This is a genomic window from Bacteroides sp. (assembly GCF_052357945.1).
In the GTDB taxonomy this organism is placed as follows: domain Bacteria; phylum Bacteroidota; class Bacteroidia; order Bacteroidales; family Bacteroidaceae; genus Bacteroides.
In genome coordinates this window covers 1-21,401 of record NZ_DAWCXD010000044.1, presented here as the reverse complement: position 1 = coordinate 21,401, position 21,401 = coordinate 1, and the positions used below count along the sequence as shown (strand labels likewise).

The 21,401-nt window shown below is 43.7% G+C and carries 16 protein-coding genes; 6 read left to right on the top strand and 10 right to left on the bottom strand.

Annotation, left to right across the window (positions count from 1 at the left end; genetic code table 11):
- Positions 1-16: 16 nt before the first annotated feature.
- The 3 genes from ACT8YW_RS10410 to ACT8YW_RS10400 all read right to left on the bottom strand — a co-directional run bounded on the left by ACT8YW_RS10410 (position 17) and on the right by ACT8YW_RS10400 (position 4,702).
- Positions 17-2,617, bottom strand: coding sequence for a hypothetical protein (locus ACT8YW_RS10410; protein ID WP_444104864.1), 2,601 nt, complete (start codon positions 2,615-2,617; stop codon positions 17-19).
- Between the two features lie 403 nt (positions 2,618-3,020).
- Positions 3,021-3,959: a tyrosine-type recombinase/integrase gene (locus tag ACT8YW_RS10405; protein WP_008998732.1), complete on the bottom strand. Its 939-nt coding sequence runs from the start codon at positions 3,957-3,959 to the stop codon at positions 3,021-3,023.
- A gap of 116 nt (positions 3,960-4,075) precedes the next feature.
- Positions 4,076-4,702, bottom strand: coding sequence for an HU family DNA-binding protein (locus ACT8YW_RS10400; RefSeq protein WP_444104863.1), 627 nt, complete (start codon positions 4,700-4,702; stop codon positions 4,076-4,078).
- Positions 4,703-5,058: 356 nt separating this feature from the next.
- Here ACT8YW_RS10400 and ACT8YW_RS10395 point away from each other — a divergent pair, with 356 nt between their 5' ends.
- The gene (locus ACT8YW_RS10395; protein ID WP_444104862.1) at positions 5,059-7,512 is read left to right on the top strand and encodes a glycoside hydrolase family 2 TIM barrel-domain containing protein; all 2,454 of its coding nucleotides are present in this window, start codon (positions 5,059-5,061) and stop codon (positions 7,510-7,512) included.
- Between the two features lie 89 nt (positions 7,513-7,601).
- Positions 7,602-9,077, top strand: coding sequence for a glycoside hydrolase family 30 protein (locus ACT8YW_RS10390; RefSeq protein ID WP_444104861.1), 1,476 nt, complete (start codon positions 7,602-7,604; stop codon positions 9,075-9,077).
- A gap of 124 nt (positions 9,078-9,201) precedes the next feature.
- On the opposite strand, the gene imm9 is transcribed toward ACT8YW_RS10390, so the two are convergent.
- From imm9 to ACT8YW_RS10375, 3 genes are all read right to left on the bottom strand, one after another.
- A complete protein-coding gene (imm9, locus tag ACT8YW_RS10385; RefSeq protein WP_004296812.1) occupies positions 9,202-9,708 on the bottom strand; it encodes an Imm9 family immunity protein in 507 nt (168 codons plus the stop codon).
- Positions 9,709-9,941: 233 nt separating this feature from the next.
- The gene (locus tag ACT8YW_RS10380) at positions 9,942-12,191 is read right to left on the bottom strand and encodes an inorganic phosphate transporter (protein ID WP_444104860.1); all 2,250 of its coding nucleotides are present in this window, start codon (positions 12,189-12,191) and stop codon (positions 9,942-9,944) included.
- A 460-nt stretch (positions 12,192-12,651) separates the two neighbouring features.
- Positions 12,652-14,739: an RNA degradosome polyphosphate kinase gene (locus tag ACT8YW_RS10375; protein WP_120080812.1), complete on the bottom strand. Its 2,088-nt coding sequence runs from the start codon at positions 14,737-14,739 to the stop codon at positions 12,652-12,654.
- A 55-nt stretch (positions 14,740-14,794) separates the two neighbouring features.
- On the opposite strand from ACT8YW_RS10375, the gene ACT8YW_RS10370 reads away from it, so the two are divergent.
- From ACT8YW_RS10370 to rfbB, 3 genes are all read left to right on the top strand, one after another.
- Positions 14,795-15,289 (top strand): metallophosphoesterase family protein, encoded by a 495-nt coding sequence (locus tag ACT8YW_RS10370; RefSeq protein WP_008650393.1) that lies wholly within the window; start codon positions 14,795-14,797, stop codon positions 15,287-15,289.
- A gap of 99 nt (positions 15,290-15,388) precedes the next feature.
- Positions 15,389-16,258 (top strand): glucose-1-phosphate thymidylyltransferase RfbA, encoded by an 870-nt coding sequence (rfbA, locus tag ACT8YW_RS10365; protein WP_004296806.1) that lies wholly within the window; start codon positions 15,389-15,391, stop codon positions 16,256-16,258.
- Between the two features lie 21 nt (positions 16,259-16,279).
- A complete protein-coding gene (rfbB, locus tag ACT8YW_RS10360; RefSeq protein ID WP_004308968.1) occupies positions 16,280-17,416 on the top strand; it encodes a dTDP-glucose 4,6-dehydratase in 1,137 nt (378 codons plus the stop codon).
- A gap of 3 nt (positions 17,417-17,419) precedes the next feature.
- Here the strand turns inward: rfbB and ACT8YW_RS10355 are convergent, their stop codons facing one another.
- Positions 17,420-18,313, bottom strand: coding sequence for a 1,4-dihydroxy-2-naphthoate polyprenyltransferase (locus ACT8YW_RS10355; RefSeq protein ID WP_004296804.1), 894 nt, complete (start codon positions 18,311-18,313; stop codon positions 17,420-17,422).
- 88 nt (positions 18,314-18,401) lie between these two features.
- Between ACT8YW_RS10355 and ACT8YW_RS10350 the strand changes: the two genes are divergently transcribed.
- Positions 18,402-19,463, top strand: coding sequence for a metallophosphoesterase (locus ACT8YW_RS10350; protein WP_444104859.1), 1,062 nt, complete (start codon positions 18,402-18,404; stop codon positions 19,461-19,463).
- Here the strand turns inward: ACT8YW_RS10350 and nadD are convergent.
- The 3 genes from nadD to ACT8YW_RS10335 form a co-directional block, all read right to left on the bottom strand.
- On the bottom strand, positions 19,438-20,025 hold the full coding sequence (gene nadD, locus ACT8YW_RS10345) for a nicotinate (nicotinamide) nucleotide adenylyltransferase (RefSeq protein WP_004326037.1): 588 nt from the start codon (positions 20,023-20,025) through the stop codon (positions 19,438-19,440). The two genes, ACT8YW_RS10350 and nadD, sit on opposite strands and share 26 nt — an antisense overlap.
- On the bottom strand, positions 20,022-20,588 hold the full coding sequence (gene gmk, locus ACT8YW_RS10340; protein ID WP_004306884.1) for a guanylate kinase: 567 nt from the start codon (positions 20,586-20,588) through the stop codon (positions 20,022-20,024). Before gmk ends, nadD begins: the two co-directional genes overlap by 4 nt.
- Before the next feature lie 43 nt (positions 20,589-20,631).
- The coding region (locus ACT8YW_RS10335) for a YicC family protein (RefSeq protein ID WP_444104858.1) at positions 20,632-21,401 on the bottom strand (770 nt) is incomplete at its 5' end.

Here is a 21,401-nt window from a genome sequence, read left to right as displayed (position 1 = left end):
TTACGTAGTTAGGGAATTATTTCAGGAAGATAGCAAGAAGTGCTTTCAACTGAGCGCTTGCAGTATCATAGTCTGCCTTGGCAGCATCATATTCAGCCTGTTTTACTTTGATATTTTCCTGAATATTTGCAAATGTATCCTCGATATAATTATTATCAGTATACGTACCTTCAGCCAACTTCTCTAAATTTCTTTCAGCAGTAGCCAAAGCTGCTTTTTTATCAAGAAGGCTAGTAACAGCTTTTAAATATTCAGCATTAATAGCTTCTTTGATTTCCTCCAAAGTCATATCTTTATAATCATCACCTAACTCATCAAGGCTAGCAATATAGTCAGAAATTGTAGACTCAATTTTATCTTTTATAGCGTCTTTATAGTCATAATCCTCACTAACTTTCTTAATATTTGCCTCTACTTCCTTAAAGACTTTATCATAAGCTGCTTTAGCGTCAGTCAAAGCAGTCTCTGCTTTTGCTACATTTGCAGCCAATTCTGTTTTTTTCTTATCCAGCGTAGCTTGTTCTTTAGCTTTTTGAGCTGTAAACTCTGCTTTCAAAGCTTTATAGGTATCAGCCTGGTTTATCACAGCAGTCAGACGTGCAGCTTCTGCCGTTGCATAAATAGAGATACCAAGAGTTCCATAGTCACCATCTTGCAATTCTGTTGCCAGTCTATTGCCATTAACTTCCTTAAGAACCATATCAGCTGACACAGCAACTCTTCTAGGTTCATTATCACGATTAAATTTATCACCAAATACTTTTGTTGAAGCTTTTTTCCATGACTCATATGGAATATCACCAGCAGATGCTCCAAGTTCAAGAAGCTTATTTGCATTAGCTTGTTCTATCTTATTAGCTTTTGTCACAGCACCAGCTGTCCATTCAATTAAATTTAGTTCTAGCCCTACAATTGACTTGAAGTTTGCCAAAGGATTAGCTATTATCCAAGCTGAAATTGCTTTTTTAGTATTGGTAGAAGTCTCTGTTGCTTCTGCTTTTGTACTTTTAAGTTCCTTATCCAAAGCATCTTGATAGTACTCAGCTAAAGCAGTAGCTAATTTACTGATATTAGCATCCTGTGTTCTAGCAGCATCACCCAATTTATTATAAGCAGCTATTGCAGCTTCGGCAGCTTTTTTTGAAGCATCTATATCAATAGCTTCAACTTCAATATATTTATCGCGAGCTTTCTCCCATGCCTTATAATCAGCATCGTAAGTTTCATTAGCTTTTGTTGCTTCAGCCTCTGCTTTCACGACTTCAAGTTTAGACCATGCAAGATCCTCTAAATCAATTCCTTGAGTAGCTACATCAATAAGTTTATTCCAGCCATCAATCTGTTCTTGCGCCTTAGTAACCAATACCGTTTTTGCATAGCTGAATTCACCTGTTGATTTATTATAGCCAACTACCCCACCAATACCATCAAAAGCATCATTCAGGCCTTTAAGAATGCTCTGATCTGCTTTTTTAGAGTAAGCAGAAGCTACATTAGTAGTAGTATTAACTTTAGCGAGAGCATCCTTAGCATCGTCTAATTTTTTCTCAGCAGCAGTTTTGTTCTTTTCTAAATCAGGATTAGCAACTTTTAATTCTTCTTTTTTAAGTTCATACTGTCGTTTCTGAACATCTAATGTTGCCATTTCATCCTTCAGCTTTTTAACTTCTGCTTCCCAATCGGCTAATGTAGTATATTCATTATCCAAAATAGCCTTATATCCATCAGCTGTTTTTTGCGCTATATTCAAATTGGATTCAGCGATTTCCACAGCATTCTTCAATTTAGCCTCGATGTTTCCATCAGCCACCCAATTAGGATAGTCCGCCAACTGTTCCTGAAGTTTCTTCAAGCTACCTTCTGCATATCCGTTATTTGCATTATCCGGATTTTGTGTAATTACATAATATGTAATATACTTTTCATCAGTACCAGTAGTAGTTGTTGTCCCAGCTCCTTCGCCAACACTTGTCTGTGAACTTGTTGATTTAGATACAAGCCTTTGTTCAGTCTTAACTTCTGTCGTTGAATATCCATACATAGCCTTATCCATAGCTATCTTAGCATAAGCAACTTTTGCCTCTACAACATTTAAACGAATTTGTTCCTCATCTGTCAGCAATAACTTGGAAGCTTCAATCTGTTCCATAGCTTGTTTGTAAGCTTCCTGTGCTTTAGCAGTGGCAGTTTCGGCAAGAAGCATTTTTTCCTTATACTGCTCAACAATCAATGCCTTTTCATTTTCCCACTTAGTTTTGTCAGCTTCCGCTTTTGCAATGGCAGCTTCCGCTTCCGCTTTTGCTTGTGCAGTAGCAGCTTCTTCCTTTTCAATCAGGAGTTGCTTCAACTGAATATCCAGTTCATGCAACTGCAAATCAATTTCTGCAGACTTATTCTGAAGTGCCAAACCTGCATTAACTAACTCTTGCTCTGCAACCTGTGCTTTTCTCAATTCAGCCTCTACAAGCTCAACTGCAGCTTGAGCTTTGATAAATTCAGACTTTGCTCCCCTAAGTTCTGCAATGCCTTCCGGTTCATCGGTATCAATACATCCCGTGAATGTCGCTGTCGTACCTGCCATGAGCAAGGTTGCGACTAAATACGTCCATTTTCTCATAAAAGTAAATTAAATGTTATACAATTAATAAATAAAAAATTTGTTTGTACTAATTCATGATTTATTTCGCTTCACTCCCCCTCTTCCCGTTACTTTGTAGGTAACGGGAAAACCCTTGTGCCTGCTCTTTTGGAGTAGTCTATACTAGAAAATAATACGATATATGACGAATCTTCTTACCCCTACTTATGAGAAAAAGTAGAGGGGCGGGAAATCTATTGCAAAATTTAGACGTTAACAAAGTTCTAAGACAAAGAATCCACGTGTTCTTCTGTGTTTATTCCTATTTTGAGTAGTTTATTAGAAAAAATGTACGATTTTGTTTGGATGTTTTAAGAAATATGCTCATATTTGCAGCGTCTTTTCTTCCCGTTACCTACAAAGTAACAGCACTAAAAATCAGTTACTTGCCACAAATATAGTTCCTTTTCAGCGAAGATAGAATCGTCACATTCGCTTCATCTATTTTCTTATTCTTAAAAGGTTTTAGATAAGTCTCTGTGACAATAATGGATGAATGCCCCATCGCCTCTGAAATGATGCCTGGATGTATCTCGCAATAATATGCCATTGTAGCCCAGGTATGCCGAGCCGTATACGAGCTTAAATCAGAAGTCAATGCAAGTACTTGTTTCAGCAACAGAAGCTGATAGTTAAAATTACGCAAAGCTATCTGATATTCCCTGTAGGTAGCTTCCGTATTCTCTCCGCCAGTCAGTATGGGAAAAAGATAAGGAGAAGCAGAATCGGTATTCATATACTTTTTCATCAGTTTCATAGTTTCCGGCAGAAGCGTCACGGTCAGAAGCCTTCCGGTTTTTCTACGACGATAAGTAAGTACATTCCCCACTATATCCTGCTTTTTAAGATACGCAAGATCTACGAACGGCATACCACGAAGCATGAACATTAAGAAAAAGTACGCGCGCGTACGTTGTAATTCTCCTCTTCCCTGATGAATTTGTTTGGGAAGCTCTTTCATCAACCGTTCCATATCCTCCTTTTCCAATGCACGCTTTCTGTCGGCACGCGTTCCAGTATAGACATACCGGAAATGATGCGGTATATAAGACGCCATCCGACGGTCAACCGCACGGTTGTATACCGCCCTCAACGTACGCATATAGGTTGAAACTGTGTTCCAGCTACAATCCTTTTCCCGCAAATACGTTTCAAAGCTTTTAAGAAACTCCTGATTCACTTTCTTGAATGGCAGATTCCTGCTCCCGTTAAATGCAATGATAGCATTCATGCTACTCCTGTAAACATGAGCAGTTCCATAGTTCCCACTTTTTCGAAGCCCTTCAGCTACTTCCTTCATAAATGAAATCAAATTCCCCATTTTTATTAATTTTAGTTATCACTCAAGCATGTCCCTGAAGAAAAGCACCCTCACCGCAATTCCCCCCAATGCTCTTTATTCCAATTCTCAACGTATCATCATACAAATATAATGAATTATGTTTTCTTTATATACACCCGATGTGTTCCTCTGCCATCAATCCCGATACCGGAACCGGGTGTATACGCCCACTGCCGCAATTCATTGGTAGCCGCTGTACGCAACAGCCCTGTCAGTTTCCGGTATTCGTAGACCGTCAGAAAAGGATGTTCCTCCAGATATCTAACAGCCAATGCTAGTCGTTGCTCCGGTGTATACTTCTGTGAAGAACGTTGCGACTTCCACGGAGCTCTTTCCAGCAGACATCTTCCATTGATACGCCTCATCATTTTCCTGTCTACACGAAAGTTCACGTTTCCCACCACAATGCTTCGTGCATTATGATGGGTTTCACCCTCTCCGGCCTTTTCGCGTTCTTTATCTTTGCATAACGCCAACGAAGGAGAGAATGTTCCGATGCCATCCAGCTTCACAGACTTGCCTTCTGCCATCTGATGTGCCATCTCAATACCTATCTGTGTAATTACGCCTTCCACATCTCCGACATTAAAACCACTGCTGGATGCTATCTGACGTATCAAATCCTCGGTAGATACCTGTTCCATCATTGCAAACCGCGGATAAAGAACCTGTTCGCCCGTTCCATGAATATCGGGCATTTCTTCCATTACATACATTGCCATACTACGAAAGTTTATTTAAAACATTGATTACTAATAGAAAACTTACTCGCTATAGGTAGAAAACTTATTCTCCCCTAGAGGAAAAGTTATTTTTCCTCTAGGGCAAACTAAAACCGCAAGTTCTGGTTTTATAACTGAAACTTCTGATTACATAATCAAAAGTTCCGGTTTTATAATCAGAACTTGCGGTTATAGTTTTCTTACCAACAAAGATACGTTTTCCTGCCGGGACAAGCAAGTTTAATCCCTATGAAAAGGAAGTTTGATACATTTGTTGCAGTATCTTGTTACATTTCTATTCCGCACATCACCGCTCTCCCTCCTATCTTTGCCCATTATTAAACAAAGAATAGGAAATGATGAATAACTACTTCGAATCTTCTGTTAGACTACTCGCTCTTTTAGCGTTAATACCCTGTTTTATTGCTGAAAGTTCCGCATCGGAACGCAAAGTCAGTATGAATGAGAACTGGAAGTTTTACCGGGGTTGCATTGCCAATGCCGAACAAACATCTTTCAAAGACACTCAATGGAAAGTACTCGACTTACCTCATGACTGGAGCATGGATCCTGTGCCCGTACAAAGAGAAGGCATAACAATCGGTCCTTTTTCACGCATGAGTGTAGGCGGGGCAGATACCGGACAAACCGTAGGAGGTGAAGGATGGTATAGAAAAGAATTCACCATACAGCCGGAAGATGCCGATAAGATTATTTCCCTTTATTTTGAAGGAGCTTATAACCAGACAGAAGTCTGGATAAACGGGCAGAAAGCCTGTTTTAATCCTTATGGATATATCCCTTTCAAAATCGACATCCAGCCATATTGCAACGCTCCCGGCATTCCGAATATAATAGCCGTCAAAGTGGTGAATGAAGGTCTGAACAGTCGGTGGTATGCCGGTTCCGGCATTTACCGACACGTATGGTTAATGAAAACAGACAAAGTACATTTAGACGAATGGGACACTTTTATAGATGCTTCCAAAGTAGAAGGTAAAAAAGCGACGGTTGATCTTCATTCTATTCTACATAACTCTGGCAAAGAAAAAGTGACCGCCCATCTGAAGATTCAGATATTTTCTCCACAAGGGGAAGAGGTTTATTCCACTACTCAACCAGTCAATATATCCGGTGAAACCAATATCCCCATTTCCCTCACTTTTGATATAAAAAAGCCGGAATTATGGTCGGTAGATACTCCTAGTTTATATACTGCACATCTATCCGTGAAATCGAAGAAGCTATCTGATGAAATAACCGTTCCTTTCGGAATACGAACCGTCGAATTCTCCGCAGAAAAAGGATTTCTATTAAATGGGAAACCGCTGAAATTAAAAGGTGGTTGTTTGCATCATGACAATGGTTTATTAGGTGCCGTAGCTATCAACAGGGCGGAAGAACGCAAAGTAGAGCTAATGAAAGCAAATGGTTTCAATGCAGTCAGATGTTCACACAATTTGCCGTCGGAATATTTTCTACAGGCATGTGACCGACTGGGATTGCTAGTGATTGATGAAGTATTCGATCAATGGCAACAAGTAAAACGCCCGCAAGATTATCACCAATTCTTCGATGAATGGAGCGAACACGATATAGCTACCATGGTGCGCAGAGACAGAAACCATCCTTCTATTATCATGTGGAGTATTGGCAATGAAATAGCTGAACGCGCCGACGAACCCACCGGAGAGATCATAGCCCGGAAACTGATTGCAACCATTCACAAATATGATACAAGCCGCGCCACTACTGCCGCTGTTAACTCGTTTTGGGACAGAAGAGATTTCAGTTGGGAGAAGGATTCGGAAAGGGCTTTCCGGAACCTGGATATCTCCGGTTACAATTATCAATGGAAGGAATATGAAAAAGATCACGCACGATTCCCGCAACGGATTATGTACGGCAGTGAATCGGTGCCCAAAGAAGCAGCACAGAACTGGAACCTGATCGACAAGAATTCCTATCTGATTGGAGATTTTGTCTGGACTGCCCTCGACTATCTGGGTGAAGCCGGTCTGGCACATACTCTCGAACTTGCTCCGGGAGAACACAGTCCGCAGTTTATGGGATGGCCGTGGTATAATGCATGGTGTGGTGACATTGACTTCTGCGGAGACAAGAAACCGCAATCTTATTATCGCGACATTCTTTGGAAAAGACGTGATATTTCATTAGCAGTACAACCTCCCGTAGCCAAGGGGAAAAGAGAAGATATCAACTACTGGGGATGGAAAAACGAATTCCTTAGTTGGAACTGGAAAGGATACGAAGGCGAAACGATGGCAGTACATGTGTATAGTCGTTCCCCTAAAGTAAGACTTTATTTGAATGACAGGTTATTGGGAGAAAAAGAAGTCAATCCTGATACCTATACGGCTTCTTTCGAGGTTCCCTATGAACCGGGACAACTGAAGGCTATCAACTTGAAGGGAAAGAAAGAAACGACATCGACAGAACTTTGCACAACCGGAATCCCGGCAATGATACATTTGACAGCCGATCGTATGAAAATAAAGGCAGATAAAAATGACCTTTCGTATATAAAGGTTGAAATATTGGATAAAGATGGAAAGTTAATACCTGACTGTTCCATTCCTTTGGAAATTAAATCTACCGGAAAAGGGTCCGTCATTGCCGCAGGTAATGGAAGTGCGGATGATATGAGAAGCTTTCGTTCCTTAAAGCCGAAAACGTTCCGGGGAAAAGCAATTGCTATCGTTCAGCCAAATACAGAAAAAGGGACGATCACTCTTACTGTTTCAGCAGAAGGATTGCCGGAAGCGGCTATTGTCATAGAGACTTATTAATAAATCAATCTTGATTAAGGATACACAGTTGAATGTACTGCATGAGATTGTTTAAACAGTAATATAAAAAATATAAGAACAGGAAAAACATGATTAAGAAAACCACCTTATTAAGTAGTTTTGCCATTGTGCTGTCAATGGGGACTATGAGTGCGCAATCCTATGAATGGATTAGCAGTACGGAAAATAACACATGGCAACAGTCTAAAGTCAAGTTGCAGACAAATACCGGGCGCACTCCCCTACTCGAGGTCAACGGTTCGGAGAATGGAACTGTCTTCAAGGCCTGGGGGACGTGCTTTAATGAACTTGGATGGGATGCACTCAACATGCTTCCACGGAAGCAACAGGAGATTGTTCTTCAACAGTTGTTTGCTCCCGAAGGAGATCTGAAGTTTACAATGGGACGCTTCTCCATGAATGCCAACGACTACGCCCGTGACTGGTACAGTTGCGATGAGGTATCCGGTGACTTCCAATTGAAACATTTCAATATCAATCGGGATAAAACAACGTTGATTCCTTTTATCAAAGCTGCACAACAGTATAATCCGGGTATGACTTTCTGGATGTCGCCATGGTCGCCTCCTTCCTGGATGAAAATCAATCACTACTATTCAGTTCGCAGTGACCGTAATCAAAATCAGATGTCGCCTCTGTCTGATGTAGCACTGTATGAGGATAGTAAAGAAAAGAACACACAGGTATTTCCACAACAGTTGGCTGTAAATGATTACTTTATCCAGGACCCACGTTATCTGCAAACCTATGCTAATTACTTTTGTAAATTCATCGACGCTTACAAGGAACAAGGTATCCCCATCTCCATGATTATGTTCCAAAATGAGTCATGGAGTTACACCAACTATCCGGGTTGTGCCTGGACGGCAGAAGGTATTATCCGTTTCAATGCAGAGTACCTCGCTCCTACTCTGAAAAGACAGCATCCGGAAGTAAAATTATATTTAGGGACGATCAACACCAATCGCTATGAGGTGATCGATCAGGTACTTTCCGACCCACGAATGCCGGAAACAATAGAAGGGGTTGGCTTCCAATGGGAAGGCGGACAGATTTTACCCAAACTCCGTGCCAAATATCCGCAATACAAGTACGTGCAAACGGAAAGTGAATGTGGTTGGGGCTCTTTCGACTGGAAAGCGGCCGAACACACTTTCGGACTAATGAATCATTATCTGGGTAATGGTTGTGAAGAATATACTTTCTGGAATGCTATTTTGTATGACGGAGGTTTCAGCGGATGGGGATGGAAACAGAATGCTTTGATTCATGTGGATTCAAAGACAGGGACTGCGACCTACACTCCCGAATATTATGCGGTAAAACATTACAGCCATTATGTAACACCCGGCTCGCAAGTGCTGGCATATAAAGATAGAGGAGATAAGATGCCGGTAATGGTCGTCATGACTCCACAAAAGAGACAGGTGGTGATAGCCGGTAATTTCAACGAAGAAGCCAAAGAGCTTACTGTGAAATTAGGCACTCGCTATTTGAATGTAACCTTGCAACCTCATTCTTTGAACACTTTCATAGAAAAGTAGAAAAAACAGAACTGCCGCAAAGAGTCTAAATTCAATAATCGACGACTCTTTGCGACAGCATACAACTATGTTAGTTCCTTATATATGCCGCTAAAATTGATTCTATTTTACGATTTGGCTACTATTACCGCTTCTTTACTTTATATCCTTTCAGGGTAAAACCAACTTCAAACAGGTTCAAAAGGGCTATCCGGATGTTATCTTCTATATAGGTCTCCATATTATCATATTTTGCAAAGTTGACGGGAAGGAGTCTGTTATTCCTCCTAAAGCTTTCATCCGGTATTTTACCCGTAAAACGTCCTTTCTTCTTCACTCCCCAACGAATGGTTTTACTACAAGGAAGAGGTATACCTATCGTCAGTACTTTTTCTTTAGTTACCGTATCGGTGATTCCATGTTTCCAGATACTGATATGGTTGGCTCCCAAATAAGTGCCGATATAAAGGACAACGGTCAGCGTCCAATCGTCCAAAGCCTCATCGGTTTGAATACCATTCACCAAATCAGAGAAATAGCCTTCAACCATTTCTCTGTCAAAACAGTTTAGTTCAGGCCATTCACATTTCTCAAACAGTTGATGCACATTGACAGGAACCAGTAAGGTGGTTATTTCTAACTGATATTTCATTCATTTCGTTTTTATATCATTGCATCTAAAATCGTCTCAAGTATCTTATCGACTATAAATATACAATTTTACCAGATCAAATGCTAAAGAGTAGAACTTTTTTTAAACCTATTTCTGAAAAAGAAAGGACTGTTTGATACACCCCTCCTATATAAACAGGGTTTATCAGACAGTCCTTTCCGTGCGGAGTATGATTCGTCCGTTATTCAGTGGACGATCCTTGCTTTTCGTCCTTACGGCATTTCAGTTTCCATCTGGAACTTACGGCTTACTTTCATCAAATTGATAGTGTAAGTGACTACGTTCTGTGCTTCCTGAACCATCGTGAGATACACCATACTTACCCGGATGCTTCCTGATTGGCTTTGGATACGTTGCAGTTCCTTACGTTTCAATAGTGAAAGCTGTCCGTTGAGGTCGTTGGCACGACGGATTTCTTCTTCGAAGTCGTTGTACTCGTTGTTTTCCATTTTCTTACGACACTGCTGAATCAGATAGGTGATATCTTCGGAAACATCGCTGAATTCACCTTTCTGGATAGCGTCCAATGGGTTGAAGTTGTTGTCGATATGTTCGAGGCAAGGTTCGCAGAGGCGGGAAATACTGTAGACCAATTCGCTGGCGAAGTCGTTGCCTTGATAGTAATAAAGTCCTTTTTCGAGTACGGTGTTATTGTCGAGACGACACATGGCGACGGTGCCCGAACGTTTCATCTGTTTGATGAGCTGTTTCTCAAATTTTGTGGACCCCATGGCACGACGCAATCCTCGCAGATTTTCATGAAGGAATGAAGTGACAGTCAGTTCGAAATTTGTTTCTGCATATTCCAATACTTTGGAAAGTTCTTCGCGGGTGTGCTTACGCATCAGTTGCAGGGCTTCTGTGCTGTCTGTGGTTTGCATCAGTTGCTTCAGCGTTTCGTTACCTTGTTCTTTCGCTTTGCGTTTCTTGTACATCACCTGGCTACGGATCAAGATGAATACAGCTATACCGATGAGGGCGATGATAGAGATGTTACCTCCATAATGGAGTACGAGAGCTACGAAGAAACAGATGGTGAAGGCGGCTCCGGCGGTGATGAACCAGCCTCCGATGACGCTTAATACGCCGGTGATACGGTAAACGGCTGAATCACGTCCCCAGGCGCGGTCGGCCAAAGAAGTACCCATAGCTACCATGAAGGTTACGTAGGTGGTGGAAAGGGGAAGTTTCAGGGAGGTTCCCAAGGCGATGAGCAGACCGGCCAATACCAGGTTGACAGAAGCGCGGACAAGGTCGAAAGCAGCTCCGTCGGCAATGATTGCTTCGTCTTTGCGGAAGCGGGAGTCAAGCCATTTTTTGCTGCCCTCCGGCATTATTCGGGAGATTCCATTGGCAAGTGTCATGCTGATGCGGACTACTGTGCGGGCGATCGGAGTACTTCCGAATGCTTCTTCTCCTTCATCTTGGCGGGAAAGGTCGACAGATGTTTTAATTACAGCATGTGCTTTTTTAGAGGTGCAGAGGGCGTAGACCATGACGGCTCCGGCTCCGATAAGAAAATACCACGGGGTTTTGGCGGGTCCCAGCAGGGAGGTCATCAGGAAGCCGTTCGGGTTTCCTTCTCCGTTGGCGGTGTAATCTAAAAAAGAGGAGAAACCTGCGAGGGGAACGCCAATAAAGTTGACAAGGTCGTTACCGGCAAAAGCGAGAGCCAGAGCGAAGGTTCCCATCAGTACGACGACTTTGAAAACATTGATTTTCATCCAGTGAAGGATTTGCATCAGTACGGTGAAGAATACAAAGAAAACGGTGATTAGCATCAGTGTGTTGTCTTGTATCCAGTGTTTGTTTTCAGAGGTCATGAAGGAGCTGTCTTTCAGTCCTTTGATAAGCATGAAATAGATGATGGCAGTAGCGGCTATCCCCCCAAAGAGGGCGATGCTGTATTTCATCTTTTTCGTATAGTTGAAGGTGAAAATCACACGGGCAAGCCATTGTACAAGCATTCCGAAGAAGAAGGCGATAGCGACGGAGACGAAAATAGCCATAATGACGGAGAGGGCTTTGTCGGTGTTGATGAGGTCTCCCAAAGCAAGGGTGTCGCTATTGTGCACTTTGATAAGTGCGAGGGCGAATGTTCCTCCGAGTAGTTCAAAGACTAATGATACAGTGGTGGAGGTAGGCATTCCCATAGAGTTAAAGACGTCCAGCAGTACTACGTCGGTCAACATGACGGCTAGCAGAATGCACATGATTTCGGCAAAGTAGAAGTGCTCGGGCTGGTAGATGCCGTGCCGGGCAATGTCCATCATACCGTTGGACAAGGAAGCGCCAATGAATATACCAATACCGGCTATGAAAAGAATGGTTTTAAACGAAGCGGCCTTGGCGCCTACCGCAGAGTTCAAAAAGTTAACTGCATCATTACTGACTCCGACTATCAGATCGAAAACAGCTAGTACAAAGAGGAAGATGATAATGCATAAATAAATAGTCTCCATAATAAATATATGTGTATGTTGTTTCCGGCTGCAAAGGACGGGATTTGACGTTGCAGGGAGGTGTCATACATGTTACATTTATGTTACAATCGTCTTTCTTTTGTCTTGAAACAAAAGAAAGAAGCAAAGAAAAATTCAAGGCTGACTTTTTTCTCCTACTCGCTCCCTGCACTGCGCTAAAGGGCAGAAACTCGCTACGCTCAAACAGTCTGCCCTTTTTGACGCTCCGTTACGGGAGCTCGCTTGACGGAGAAAAAAGTAGGCCGGAGGAGCGTGCGGGGTGGGCGTTGTGGGGGAGGTTGCATGAGATGTCGGTGTGGTTGTTGCGAGGGAAGCCATGTAGTAAGGGCGTATAACGGGGGATGTGCAGCGGGAACGTTGCGGGAAGACCGTGTGGGGCGTTGTAAGTTGCAGGACACGGGTATGGGATTCTTATGTTAGTTAATTAGTTGGTTGTTTTTTAGTTGTTTGTTTTGTTTAACCAGTCATAGAAGGTGTATTGGGCTCGTACAGCGGGGGTGCCGGGCGTTCTTTTTTTGAATATATTCCGCAGGTTGTCGTCTACCCAGCAGGCTTTTTGGTTGTCGGCGAGCTGGATATTAAGCATTTCGATGAGGCTGTCACGCAGGTCGGGGGCGAGAATGGGGGTGATGGCTTCGATGCGGCGGTAGAGGTTACGACGCATCCAGTCGGGGGAGCCCATGAAGACTTTGGGTTTGCCGTCGTTGCCGAAGTACCAGATGCGGGCGTGTTCGAGGAAACTGTCTACAATACGGGTGACACGAATGTTACGACTGTATGACTGTCCGGGGATAAGACAACAGATTCCACGGACGATGAGGTCTATTTGTACGCCGTGTTCGGAGGCTTCGTAGAGACGGTCGATCATGGCGGGGTCTTGGAGGGCGTTCATTTTTAGGATGATACGGCCTTGTTTGCCTTCGTCGGCGAGGGCGATTTCCCGATCGATCAGGCGGTTCAATTCGGGGATGAGGTTGAAACGGGCGACAAGAAGGGTGGTGAACTTCGGGTCTTCTTTGCCTTGCAGGGTGCGGAAGAGGTTATAGAGGTCGGCCACTATCTTCGGACGGCAGGTGAAAAGGCCACAGTCGGCGTAGAGGGTGGCGGTCTTTTCATTAAAGTTGCCGGTGCTGATATAGGCGTAGCTGGGTATTTTTTCACCGTTCAGTCCGCGGCGGCGGATAAGGGCTACTTTGGCGTGTACTTTCAGACCGGGTATGCTGTATATTATTTTAATGCCGGCGGCTTGCATCATTTCGGCCGTGGCAAGGTTGTTTTCTTCGTCGAAACGGGCTTTCAGTTCCACGAATACGGTGACCTTCTTGCCGTTTTGGGCGGCGGCTATCAGGGTGTTGATGACGGCGGAGTTTTCAGCTACGCGGTATTGGGTTACCATGATTTCACGGGTTTCCGGGTTGTGCACGGCTTCATACAGGAAGTGGATGAAGTGCTCGAAAGAGTGATAAGGGTAATATAATAACAGGTCTTTCTTGGCGACATAGTTGAAGATAGATTCTTTTTCGTCAAGAATGGTTAGCTTCATTGGCTTCGGCTTTTCGAGGCTGTGAAGAGATTTGTTCGGGTTGGGAAGATGACGCAGGTCTTCAAGATTCAGGTGCTTGTCGCCGGGGACAAGTTCATCACGCTGAATATGGAAGGCGTCTACCAGAAAGTCCAGAAAGTCATGAGGCATACCACGGTCGTAGACGAAACGGCAGACGTCACCGATCTTACGTTTCTTTACTTTCTTCTTGAGTTGAGCGACGAGGTCGGCACTGCTGGCGGTGTCGTCAATCAATATGTCAGCGTCACGGGAGATTTTGATGCAGTAGCTGGAATCAACATCGTAACCGGGGAAAATCAGGTTGAGGTTTGCCTTGATTATATCTTCGGTAAACATCAGGTAATGGTTTTTCTCGCGGGATGGAAGTTCGATGAAGCGGGGCACTTTGGCGTAGGGTTGCTTCATCACGAAGTAAAGAGGTTGCCGGGATTCTGTTAGACTGGTAGTTCCTTCATTTCCTTCTTTCTTCGGATAGACTCGTATGGCCAGGTAAAGGCGGTTATCCCGCAGGAAGGAGACTATTTTATCTTTGGATACAGGCACAGGTTGCAGGTAGGGAAAAATTTCTTCCCGGAAAAAGTCTTTAATAAACTGCTGGTGGAACGGTTCTACATGTCTGTCCTGATAAAAGATGATGTGATTCTTGCGCAGGGCAGGTAGTAGTTTCTCTTCATAAATGCGTACACGGTCATCCAGCTGGCGGGTGACTTCTTTATTTATTTCTTCTACCAGTTCGCGGGCGGATTGTACAGTTTCTTCATCACTTTCCGTAGCGCCGGAGGCAACAGCTTTATGGTCGGCTACACGGATTTTGTAAAACTCTTCGAGGTTGGAAGAGTAGATAGAGATGAAGTTGATACGTTCGTAGAGCGGTAGACGCTCGTCCAGAGCCTCCAACAATACGCGATAATTAAATGAGAGCCAACTAATATCTCGCTTGAAATAATTATATTTGCTTTCCATGTGCTTTAAGATTTTTCCAAATATAGTATCTTTGTGGGACTAAACAAAGAAATTTATGACAAGAATTGGATTATTATCTGATACTCACGCTTACTGGGACGAGAAATATCTGGAATATTTTGAACCATGTGACGAAATTTGGCATGCCGGAGACATCGGTTCGCTGGAAGTAGCGGAAAGGTTAGCCGCCTTCCGTCCATTCCGGGCGGTATATGGAAATATTGACGGGCAGGAAATCAGAAAGCTGTATCCGCAAATAAACCGTTTCACGGTGGATGGTGCAGAAGTGCTGATTAAACATATCGGCGGTTATCCGGGGAAATACGATCCTTCCATCATCGGCAGTCTGATGACACGTCCGCCCAAACTTTTTATCAGCGGACATTCTCATATATTAAAGGTGAAATATGATAAAACGCTGGATATGTTGCATATTAATCCGGGAGCTGCCGGCATGTCCGGTTTCCACAAGGTACGGACTTTAGTACGTTTTGTTATCAACCAGGGGGCCTTTCAGGACTTGGAAGTCATCGAATTGGCAGACAAATAAAATAAATGTTCCTGCCAGATTGAAAAATTATTTTAAAATTTTGCCACGTCGGAATTCTTTCCGACCTTTGCACGCAGTTAATGAATAACTCAGACGAACATGAAAGGAATTATTCTAGCCGGTGGTAGTGCCACCCGACTTTATCCGCTCTCTAAAGCGATTTCCAAACAAATCATGCCTGTGTATGACAAGCCGATGATTTATTATCCGTTGTCAACACTTATGTTGGCAGGAATACGCGAAGTGTTGATTATTTCGACTCCACGCGATTTGCCGATGTTCCGCGACTTGTTGGGAACGGGTGAGGAACTGGGTATGTCTTTCTCCTATAAAATTCAGGAACAACCTAACGGACTGGCACAAGCTTTCGTATTGGGAGCCGATTTCCTGAACGGCGAACCGGGCTGTCTGATTCTTGGGGATAATATGTTTTACGGACAGGGCTTCTCCGCCATGCTCCGCCGGGCTGCCAATATAGAAAAGGGCGCCTGCATCTTCGGTTACTACGTGAAAGACCCGCGCGCTTATGGTGTAGTGGAATTTGACGAACAGGGAAAAGTGATTTCACTGGAAGAAAAGCCGGAAGTGCCGAAAAGTAATTATGCCGTTCCGGGACTTTATTTCTACGATGCCAGTGTGACGGAAAAAGCAGCGGCTCTTCGTCCTTCAGCACGTGGAGAGTATGAGATAACAGACTTGAACCGTCTGTATCTGGAAGAAGGTACATTGAAAGTGGAACTCTTCGGACGCGGATTTGCATGGCTCGATACGGGTAACTGCGACAGTCTGCTGGAAGCTTCCAACTTCGTGGCCACTATTCAGAACCGCCAAGGTTTCTACGTCAGCTGCATTGAAGAAATCGCCTGGCGTCAGGGATGGATTCCGACAGAGCAGTTGCTTCTACTAGGTCAACAGCTCGAAAAAACCGAGTATGGTAAGTACCTTATCGAATTGGCTAAACAATCCTAAAATCAACATAAAGAATAAAATATGAAAACTTATCTAGTGACCGGTGCCGCAGGATTTATCGGGGCAAATTACATCAAGTACATCTTAGCCAAACATAACGACATCAAAGTCGTGATATTGGACGCTTTGACGTATGCAGGTAACTTAGGAACGATTGCCAAAGACATCGACAACGAACGCTGTGTCTTTATCAAAGGAGACATTTGTAGCCGCGATGTGGTAGACGGTCTTTTTGCTGAGTATCGTTTTGACTATGTGGTGAATTTCGCTGCCGAGAGCCATGTGGACCGCAGCATTGAAAATCCGCAACTGTTTCTGATTACCAACATTCTCGGAACACAGAACTTACTGGATTGTGCACGCCGTGCATGGGTGATGGGGAAAGACGAACAAGGATACCCGACTTGGAGAAAAGGTGTACGCTATCATCAGGTATCTACCGATGAGGTGTATGGTTCATTGGGAGCCGAAGGGTATTTCACTGAAGCAACTCCGCTTTGTCCTCACAGCCCGTACAGTGCTTCTAAAACAAGTGCAGACATGGTGGTAATGGCTTACCACGACACTTATAAAATGCCGGTAACGATTACCCGTTGCTCCAACAACTACGGTCCGTACCACTTCCCGGAAAAATTGATTCCGTTGATTATCAAGAATATCCTCGAAGGAAAGCATCTCCCCGTCTACGGTGACGGTAGCAATGTGCGCGACTGGCTTTATGTGGAAGACCACTGCAAAGCAATCGACCTCGTTGTGCGTGAAGGTCAAGACGGAGAAGTGTACAACGTTGGTGGACACAACGAGAAAACAAACCTCGAAATCGTGAAACTGACAATTTCGACTATCCACCGTCTGATGGCAGAAAATCCCGAATATCGTCAGGTTCTCAAAAAGAAAGTGAAAGACGAAAACGGAGATATTTCAATCGACTGGATCAACGAAGATCTGATTACTTTCGTTAAAGACCGTCTGGGACACGACCAACGTTATGCTATCGACCCCACCAAGATAACAAATGCCTTAGGATGGTATCCCGAAACTAAATTCGAGGTCGGTATCGTAAAGACAATCGAATGGTATTTAGCCAACCAAGCTTGGGTGGAAGAAGTTACCAGCGGAGATTATCAGGGTTACTACGAAAAGATGTACGGGAAATGATTCTCAATTTATCAACATTCCTATTGCAATAAGAATACCCATAAGCAGCATATTACGCGAAGTCTCGCCTAATATGCTGTTTAATTTTTTACCGCTGTATATTTTCACCATCCGTTTCCAGGTAAGGAAATGAGGGATCAGATAAAGTTGCGGAAGAAAAGCGGCGTAGAAATGACCTTCACGAAGGAAACACAAGCAGAGAAGAGAAGCGGTAATCCCCAGCATCAAATAAAAATAGCGACCGAATTTCTCGCCGAAACGAACGATCACTGTCCTTTTTCCACTGCGTGCATCCGCTTCGCGGTCACGATAATTATTGACTACCAACAATGTATCGATAAGCAGTCCGCAGATTAAAGAGGCGATAGTGACATCCGGTGTCCAGGTTAGCGCCTGTACGTAATATGTTCCGCCTACAGGTACAAAGCCGAAAAAGACAATCACCAATACATCGCCCCAACCGTTGTAAGAAAGAGGATAAGGACCGGTGGTATAAAGAAAAGCAAATAACACACAAAGCACTCCTACGATAATCAATTCCCACCCGGCAAAGAAGAGTAACGTACAGCCGATAAGGCAGGCAAGAGCAACCGTAATAATAATCCCGGTTTTCATCGCTTGCGGAGAAATCCATCCTTGCGCACAAGCACGTTCGGGGCCTAACCGGTCTTCCCGGTCTGTTCCTTTGAGGAAGTCGAAAAGGTCATTGATGAAATTAGCGGCAATTTGCATCAGACTTGCAAACAGACAGCAGATCAGTGCAGGCAACCAGTGAAAACGTCCGTCCATTGCAGCAAGAGCAGTACCTATCATAACCGGAGTTATGGCCCCTGTCAGCGTTTTGGGACGTGCAGCTAATATCCATGCTTGTAGTGAGTTACGCTTTACTTCTTCCATACTTTAATATATTATAAATAGTTTTGACGGACAAAGATACATGATTTTTCGTATCTTTGCACCCCGAAAAACTTCAAACTAAGAGAAGATGAAGAAAATAAAAACAATCTACCCTGTTATCCTGTTGACATTGCTTTTGCTGGTTTCCTGTAAGTCGAAAAAGAATATGGTGGCTACCTTGCCACGCCCTGTTTTAAATTCAGATTCTATTTATCCGGATACGGCTAATGCCATAGCCGGGTTATTCTCCCCCGACCACTCGCAACTCAAAGAGCTGAATGTTTCCAAAAACAAAAAGCAGAATACAAAGAAAAAGACTTCTACCGATACACACGAATCGTCGGATCTGGTACTGCGGGGAACAAAAATCACTTCTTCCAGCGTAGATGTATCTTCTGTCTATACCGGAGTGGACCGTGTAGTAAAATATGACTTTACCCACCGCGATGTTCCCGAAGCCTTTGAAGGTTTCCGTATCGCTTTCATTTCCGACTTACACTACAAAAGTCTGCTGAAAGAAAAAGGTCTGAACGACCTTGTCCGCCTACTGATTGCTCAAAAGGCTGATGTGCTTCTGATGGGTGGTGACTATCAGGAAGGTTGTGAATATGTAGAACCTTTGTTTTCCGCACTGGCACGCGTAAAAACACCAATGGGAACTTATGGGGTAATGGGCAATAACGACTACGAACGTTGCCACGACGATATTGTGAATACAATGAAACATTACGGCATGCGTCCGTTAGAACATGAAGTAGATACGCTTCGTAAAGACGGGCAACAAATCATTATCGCCGGAGTGCGCAATCCTTTTGATCTGGGACACAACGGAGTATCGCCTACTCTGGCACTCTCTCCCAAAGATTTTGTCATCTTACTGGTTCACACCCCGGATTACATCGAAGATGTTTCAGTAACTAACACCGACCTTGCCTTGGCAGGACACACCCACGGCGGACAAGTCCGTGTATTCGGAGTTGCCCCGGCACTTAACTCACACTATGGCAATCGTTTCATCACCGGACTGGCATATAATTCTGCAAAAATACCTTTGATTATAACAAACGGAATAGGAACCTCCAAATTACCAATCCGTGTCGGCGCTCCGGCGGAAATCATCGTTATTACTCTTCATCGATTAACGGAGTAAACTGGATAGCCTCCCAAGCCTTTGGATGCACAAAGTATCGAACATCTTTCCCTGCATCCAGTGCTTCTCGAATAAAAGTAGAACTGATTTCAAATACAGGAGAATGAACAAGACGCACCGTTTCCGGCAATTCCTCCTCTTTGACGGGAAAGCCGGGACGGGGGTAAATAAGAATCTGATTCTCTTTAATGATACGTTCGGACTGATACCAATATCCAAAACGTTCCCAATTATCGGAACCGATAATGAAATAAAACTCGCGATCGGGAAATGCCTCACGCAGTTTCTCCAACGTATATACGCTATATGAGGGGCGAGGCAAATGAAACTCAAAATCTGAAGCCTGAAAACGAGGATAGTCACTGATGCTCAACTTTACCAGTTCGAGACGTAATTCATCATTCCATAACTTCTCCTGTGCTTTCAAAGGATTCTGCGGACTCACCATAAACCAGATTTCATCCAATCCTTCATACTCACAAAGGTAGTTGGCTAGAGCAAGATGTCCGATGTGAATCGGATTGAATGATCCGCTGAAGATTCCGGTTTTCTGCTTATTCATTGTTCCAAAAACTCTTTGATAACTTTCAAAGCTTCCGCTTTAGCAGTTTCCAAATTGTCATTGACAATCACACAATCGAATTGCGGAGCAAAACCCAATTCATATTCCGCCTTAGCGATGCGACTTTCAATCACTTCCGGCGCATCCGTTCCACGTCCTTCCAACCGGCAGCGTAATTCTTCCACCGAAGGCGGCTGGATAAACACCGACAACGCACGATCGCCATAAAACTTCTTGATATTGCATCCGCCAACCACATCTACGTCAAACACCACATTCTGACCCGCTTCCAATTGCTTTTCTACCTGCGCTTTCAGCGTTCCGTAATAACGGTCCTTATATACCTCCTCATACTCCAGAAATTCGTTGTTCTCAATGCGTTGGCGAAACTCTTCCGGCGTAAGGAAGAAATATTCAACCCCATGCTGCTCCGTTCCACGCGGAGGACGGCTGGTAGCAGAAATAGAAAACGCTAAATTCAAGTTCTGCGTCAGCAGATAATTGATTATAGTAGATTTGCCCGAACCCGACGGAGCAGAGAAAATAATTAGCTTACCGGTCATAAGTTTAATGAAGAATTAAGAATTAAAAATGATAGATACTGTTTTACATCACGTTCAGCACCTGTTCCTTAATCTGTTCCAGTTCATCCTTCATCTGAACTACGATCTTCTGCATTTCAGCATGATTGGACTTGCTGCCTAACGTATTGATCTCCCGACCCATTTCCTGGGCGATAAAACCAAGCTTCTTACCCTGTCCGCTACCACTTTCCATCGTGCTGATGAAATATTTCAGATGGTTGCTAAGACGTTGTTTTTCCTCGTTGACATCCAGTTTTTCGATGTAGTAAATCAGTTCCTGTTCCAGACGATTCTTGTCGTAGTCTACGCTTAACGTCTTTTCGAGAGCATCAGTGATGCGTTCCTTCACTTTCTCTACACGTTCTTTCTCGTAAGGAGTAATCTGTTCAAGCAAACTGTTGATGTTGGCAATCTTCTCACGGAATTTCTTTTCCAATGCAGCCCCCTCCTGTTTGCGGAAATCGACCAAATGACTGATGGCTTCAAGTATGGTAGCATGCACCATGCTCCATTCCTCTTCCGTCAGTTCCTGAATTTCCGTTTTCGTCATCACGTCCGGCATGCGGAGTAATAGTTGGAGCCAGTCTTCCGGTGCGGGACAAGGAATCTCCAGTTCGCGGCTTATCGATTCCAGCTGGCTATAATAACTTTTCAGCACATCCTTATTGATGGGAGCAGCATCCGCGCCCTCCTTCTTCTCTATCCACAGGCTGAAGTCAGCTTTTCCACGTTCCAGAACTTTAGAAATCTCATTACGGATTTCAATCTCTTTTTCACGATACGCCGGAGCGA

Bases quoted from the DNA above. Each gene is read 5' to 3' on its own strand.
- ACT8YW_RS10350 (WP_444104859.1), top strand. From the start codon at position 18,402: ATGAAGAAAATAAAAACAATCTACCCTGTTATCCTGTTGACATTGCTT.
- ACT8YW_RS10375 (WP_120080812.1), bottom strand. From the start codon at position 14,739: ATGGAAAGCAAATATAATTATTTCAAGCGAGATATTAGTTGGCTCTCA.
- ACT8YW_RS10355 (WP_004296804.1), bottom strand. From the start codon at position 18,313: ATGGAAGAAGTAAAGCGTAACTCACTACAAGCATGGATATTAGCTGCA.
- ACT8YW_RS10390 (WP_444104861.1), top strand. From the start codon at position 7,602: ATGATTAAGAAAACCACCTTATTAAGTAGTTTTGCCATTGTGCTGTCA.
- nadD (WP_004326037.1), bottom strand. From the start codon at position 20,025: ATGAATAAGCAGAAAACCGGAATCTTCAGCGGATCATTCAATCCGATT.
- imm9 (WP_004296812.1), bottom strand. From the start codon at position 9,708: ATGAAATATCAGTTAGAAATAACCACCTTACTGGTTCCTGTCAATGTG.
- ACT8YW_RS10400 (WP_444104863.1), bottom strand. From the start codon at position 4,702: ATGGCAATGTATGTAATGGAAGAAATGCCCGATATTCATGGAACGGGC.
- ACT8YW_RS10395 (WP_444104862.1), top strand. From the start codon at position 5,059: ATGATGAATAACTACTTCGAATCTTCTGTTAGACTACTCGCTCTTTTA.
- rfbA (WP_004296806.1), top strand. From the start codon at position 15,389: ATGAAAGGAATTATTCTAGCCGGTGGTAGTGCCACCCGACTTTATCCG.
- rfbB (WP_004308968.1), top strand. From the start codon at position 16,280: ATGAAAACTTATCTAGTGACCGGTGCCGCAGGATTTATCGGGGCAAAT.
- ACT8YW_RS10370 (WP_008650393.1), top strand. From the start codon at position 14,795: ATGACAAGAATTGGATTATTATCTGATACTCACGCTTACTGGGACGAG.
- gmk (WP_004306884.1), bottom strand. From the start codon at position 20,588: ATGACCGGTAAGCTAATTATTTTCTCTGCTCCGTCGGGTTCGGGCAAA.
- ACT8YW_RS10405 (WP_008998732.1), bottom strand. From the start codon at position 3,959: ATGGGGAATTTGATTTCATTTATGAAGGAAGTAGCTGAAGGGCTTCGA.
- ACT8YW_RS10410 (WP_444104864.1), bottom strand. From the start codon at position 2,617: ATGAGAAAATGGACGTATTTAGTCGCAACCTTGCTCATGGCAGGTACG.
- ACT8YW_RS10380 (WP_444104860.1), bottom strand. From the start codon at position 12,191: ATGGAGACTATTTATTTATGCATTATCATCTTCCTCTTTGTACTAGCT.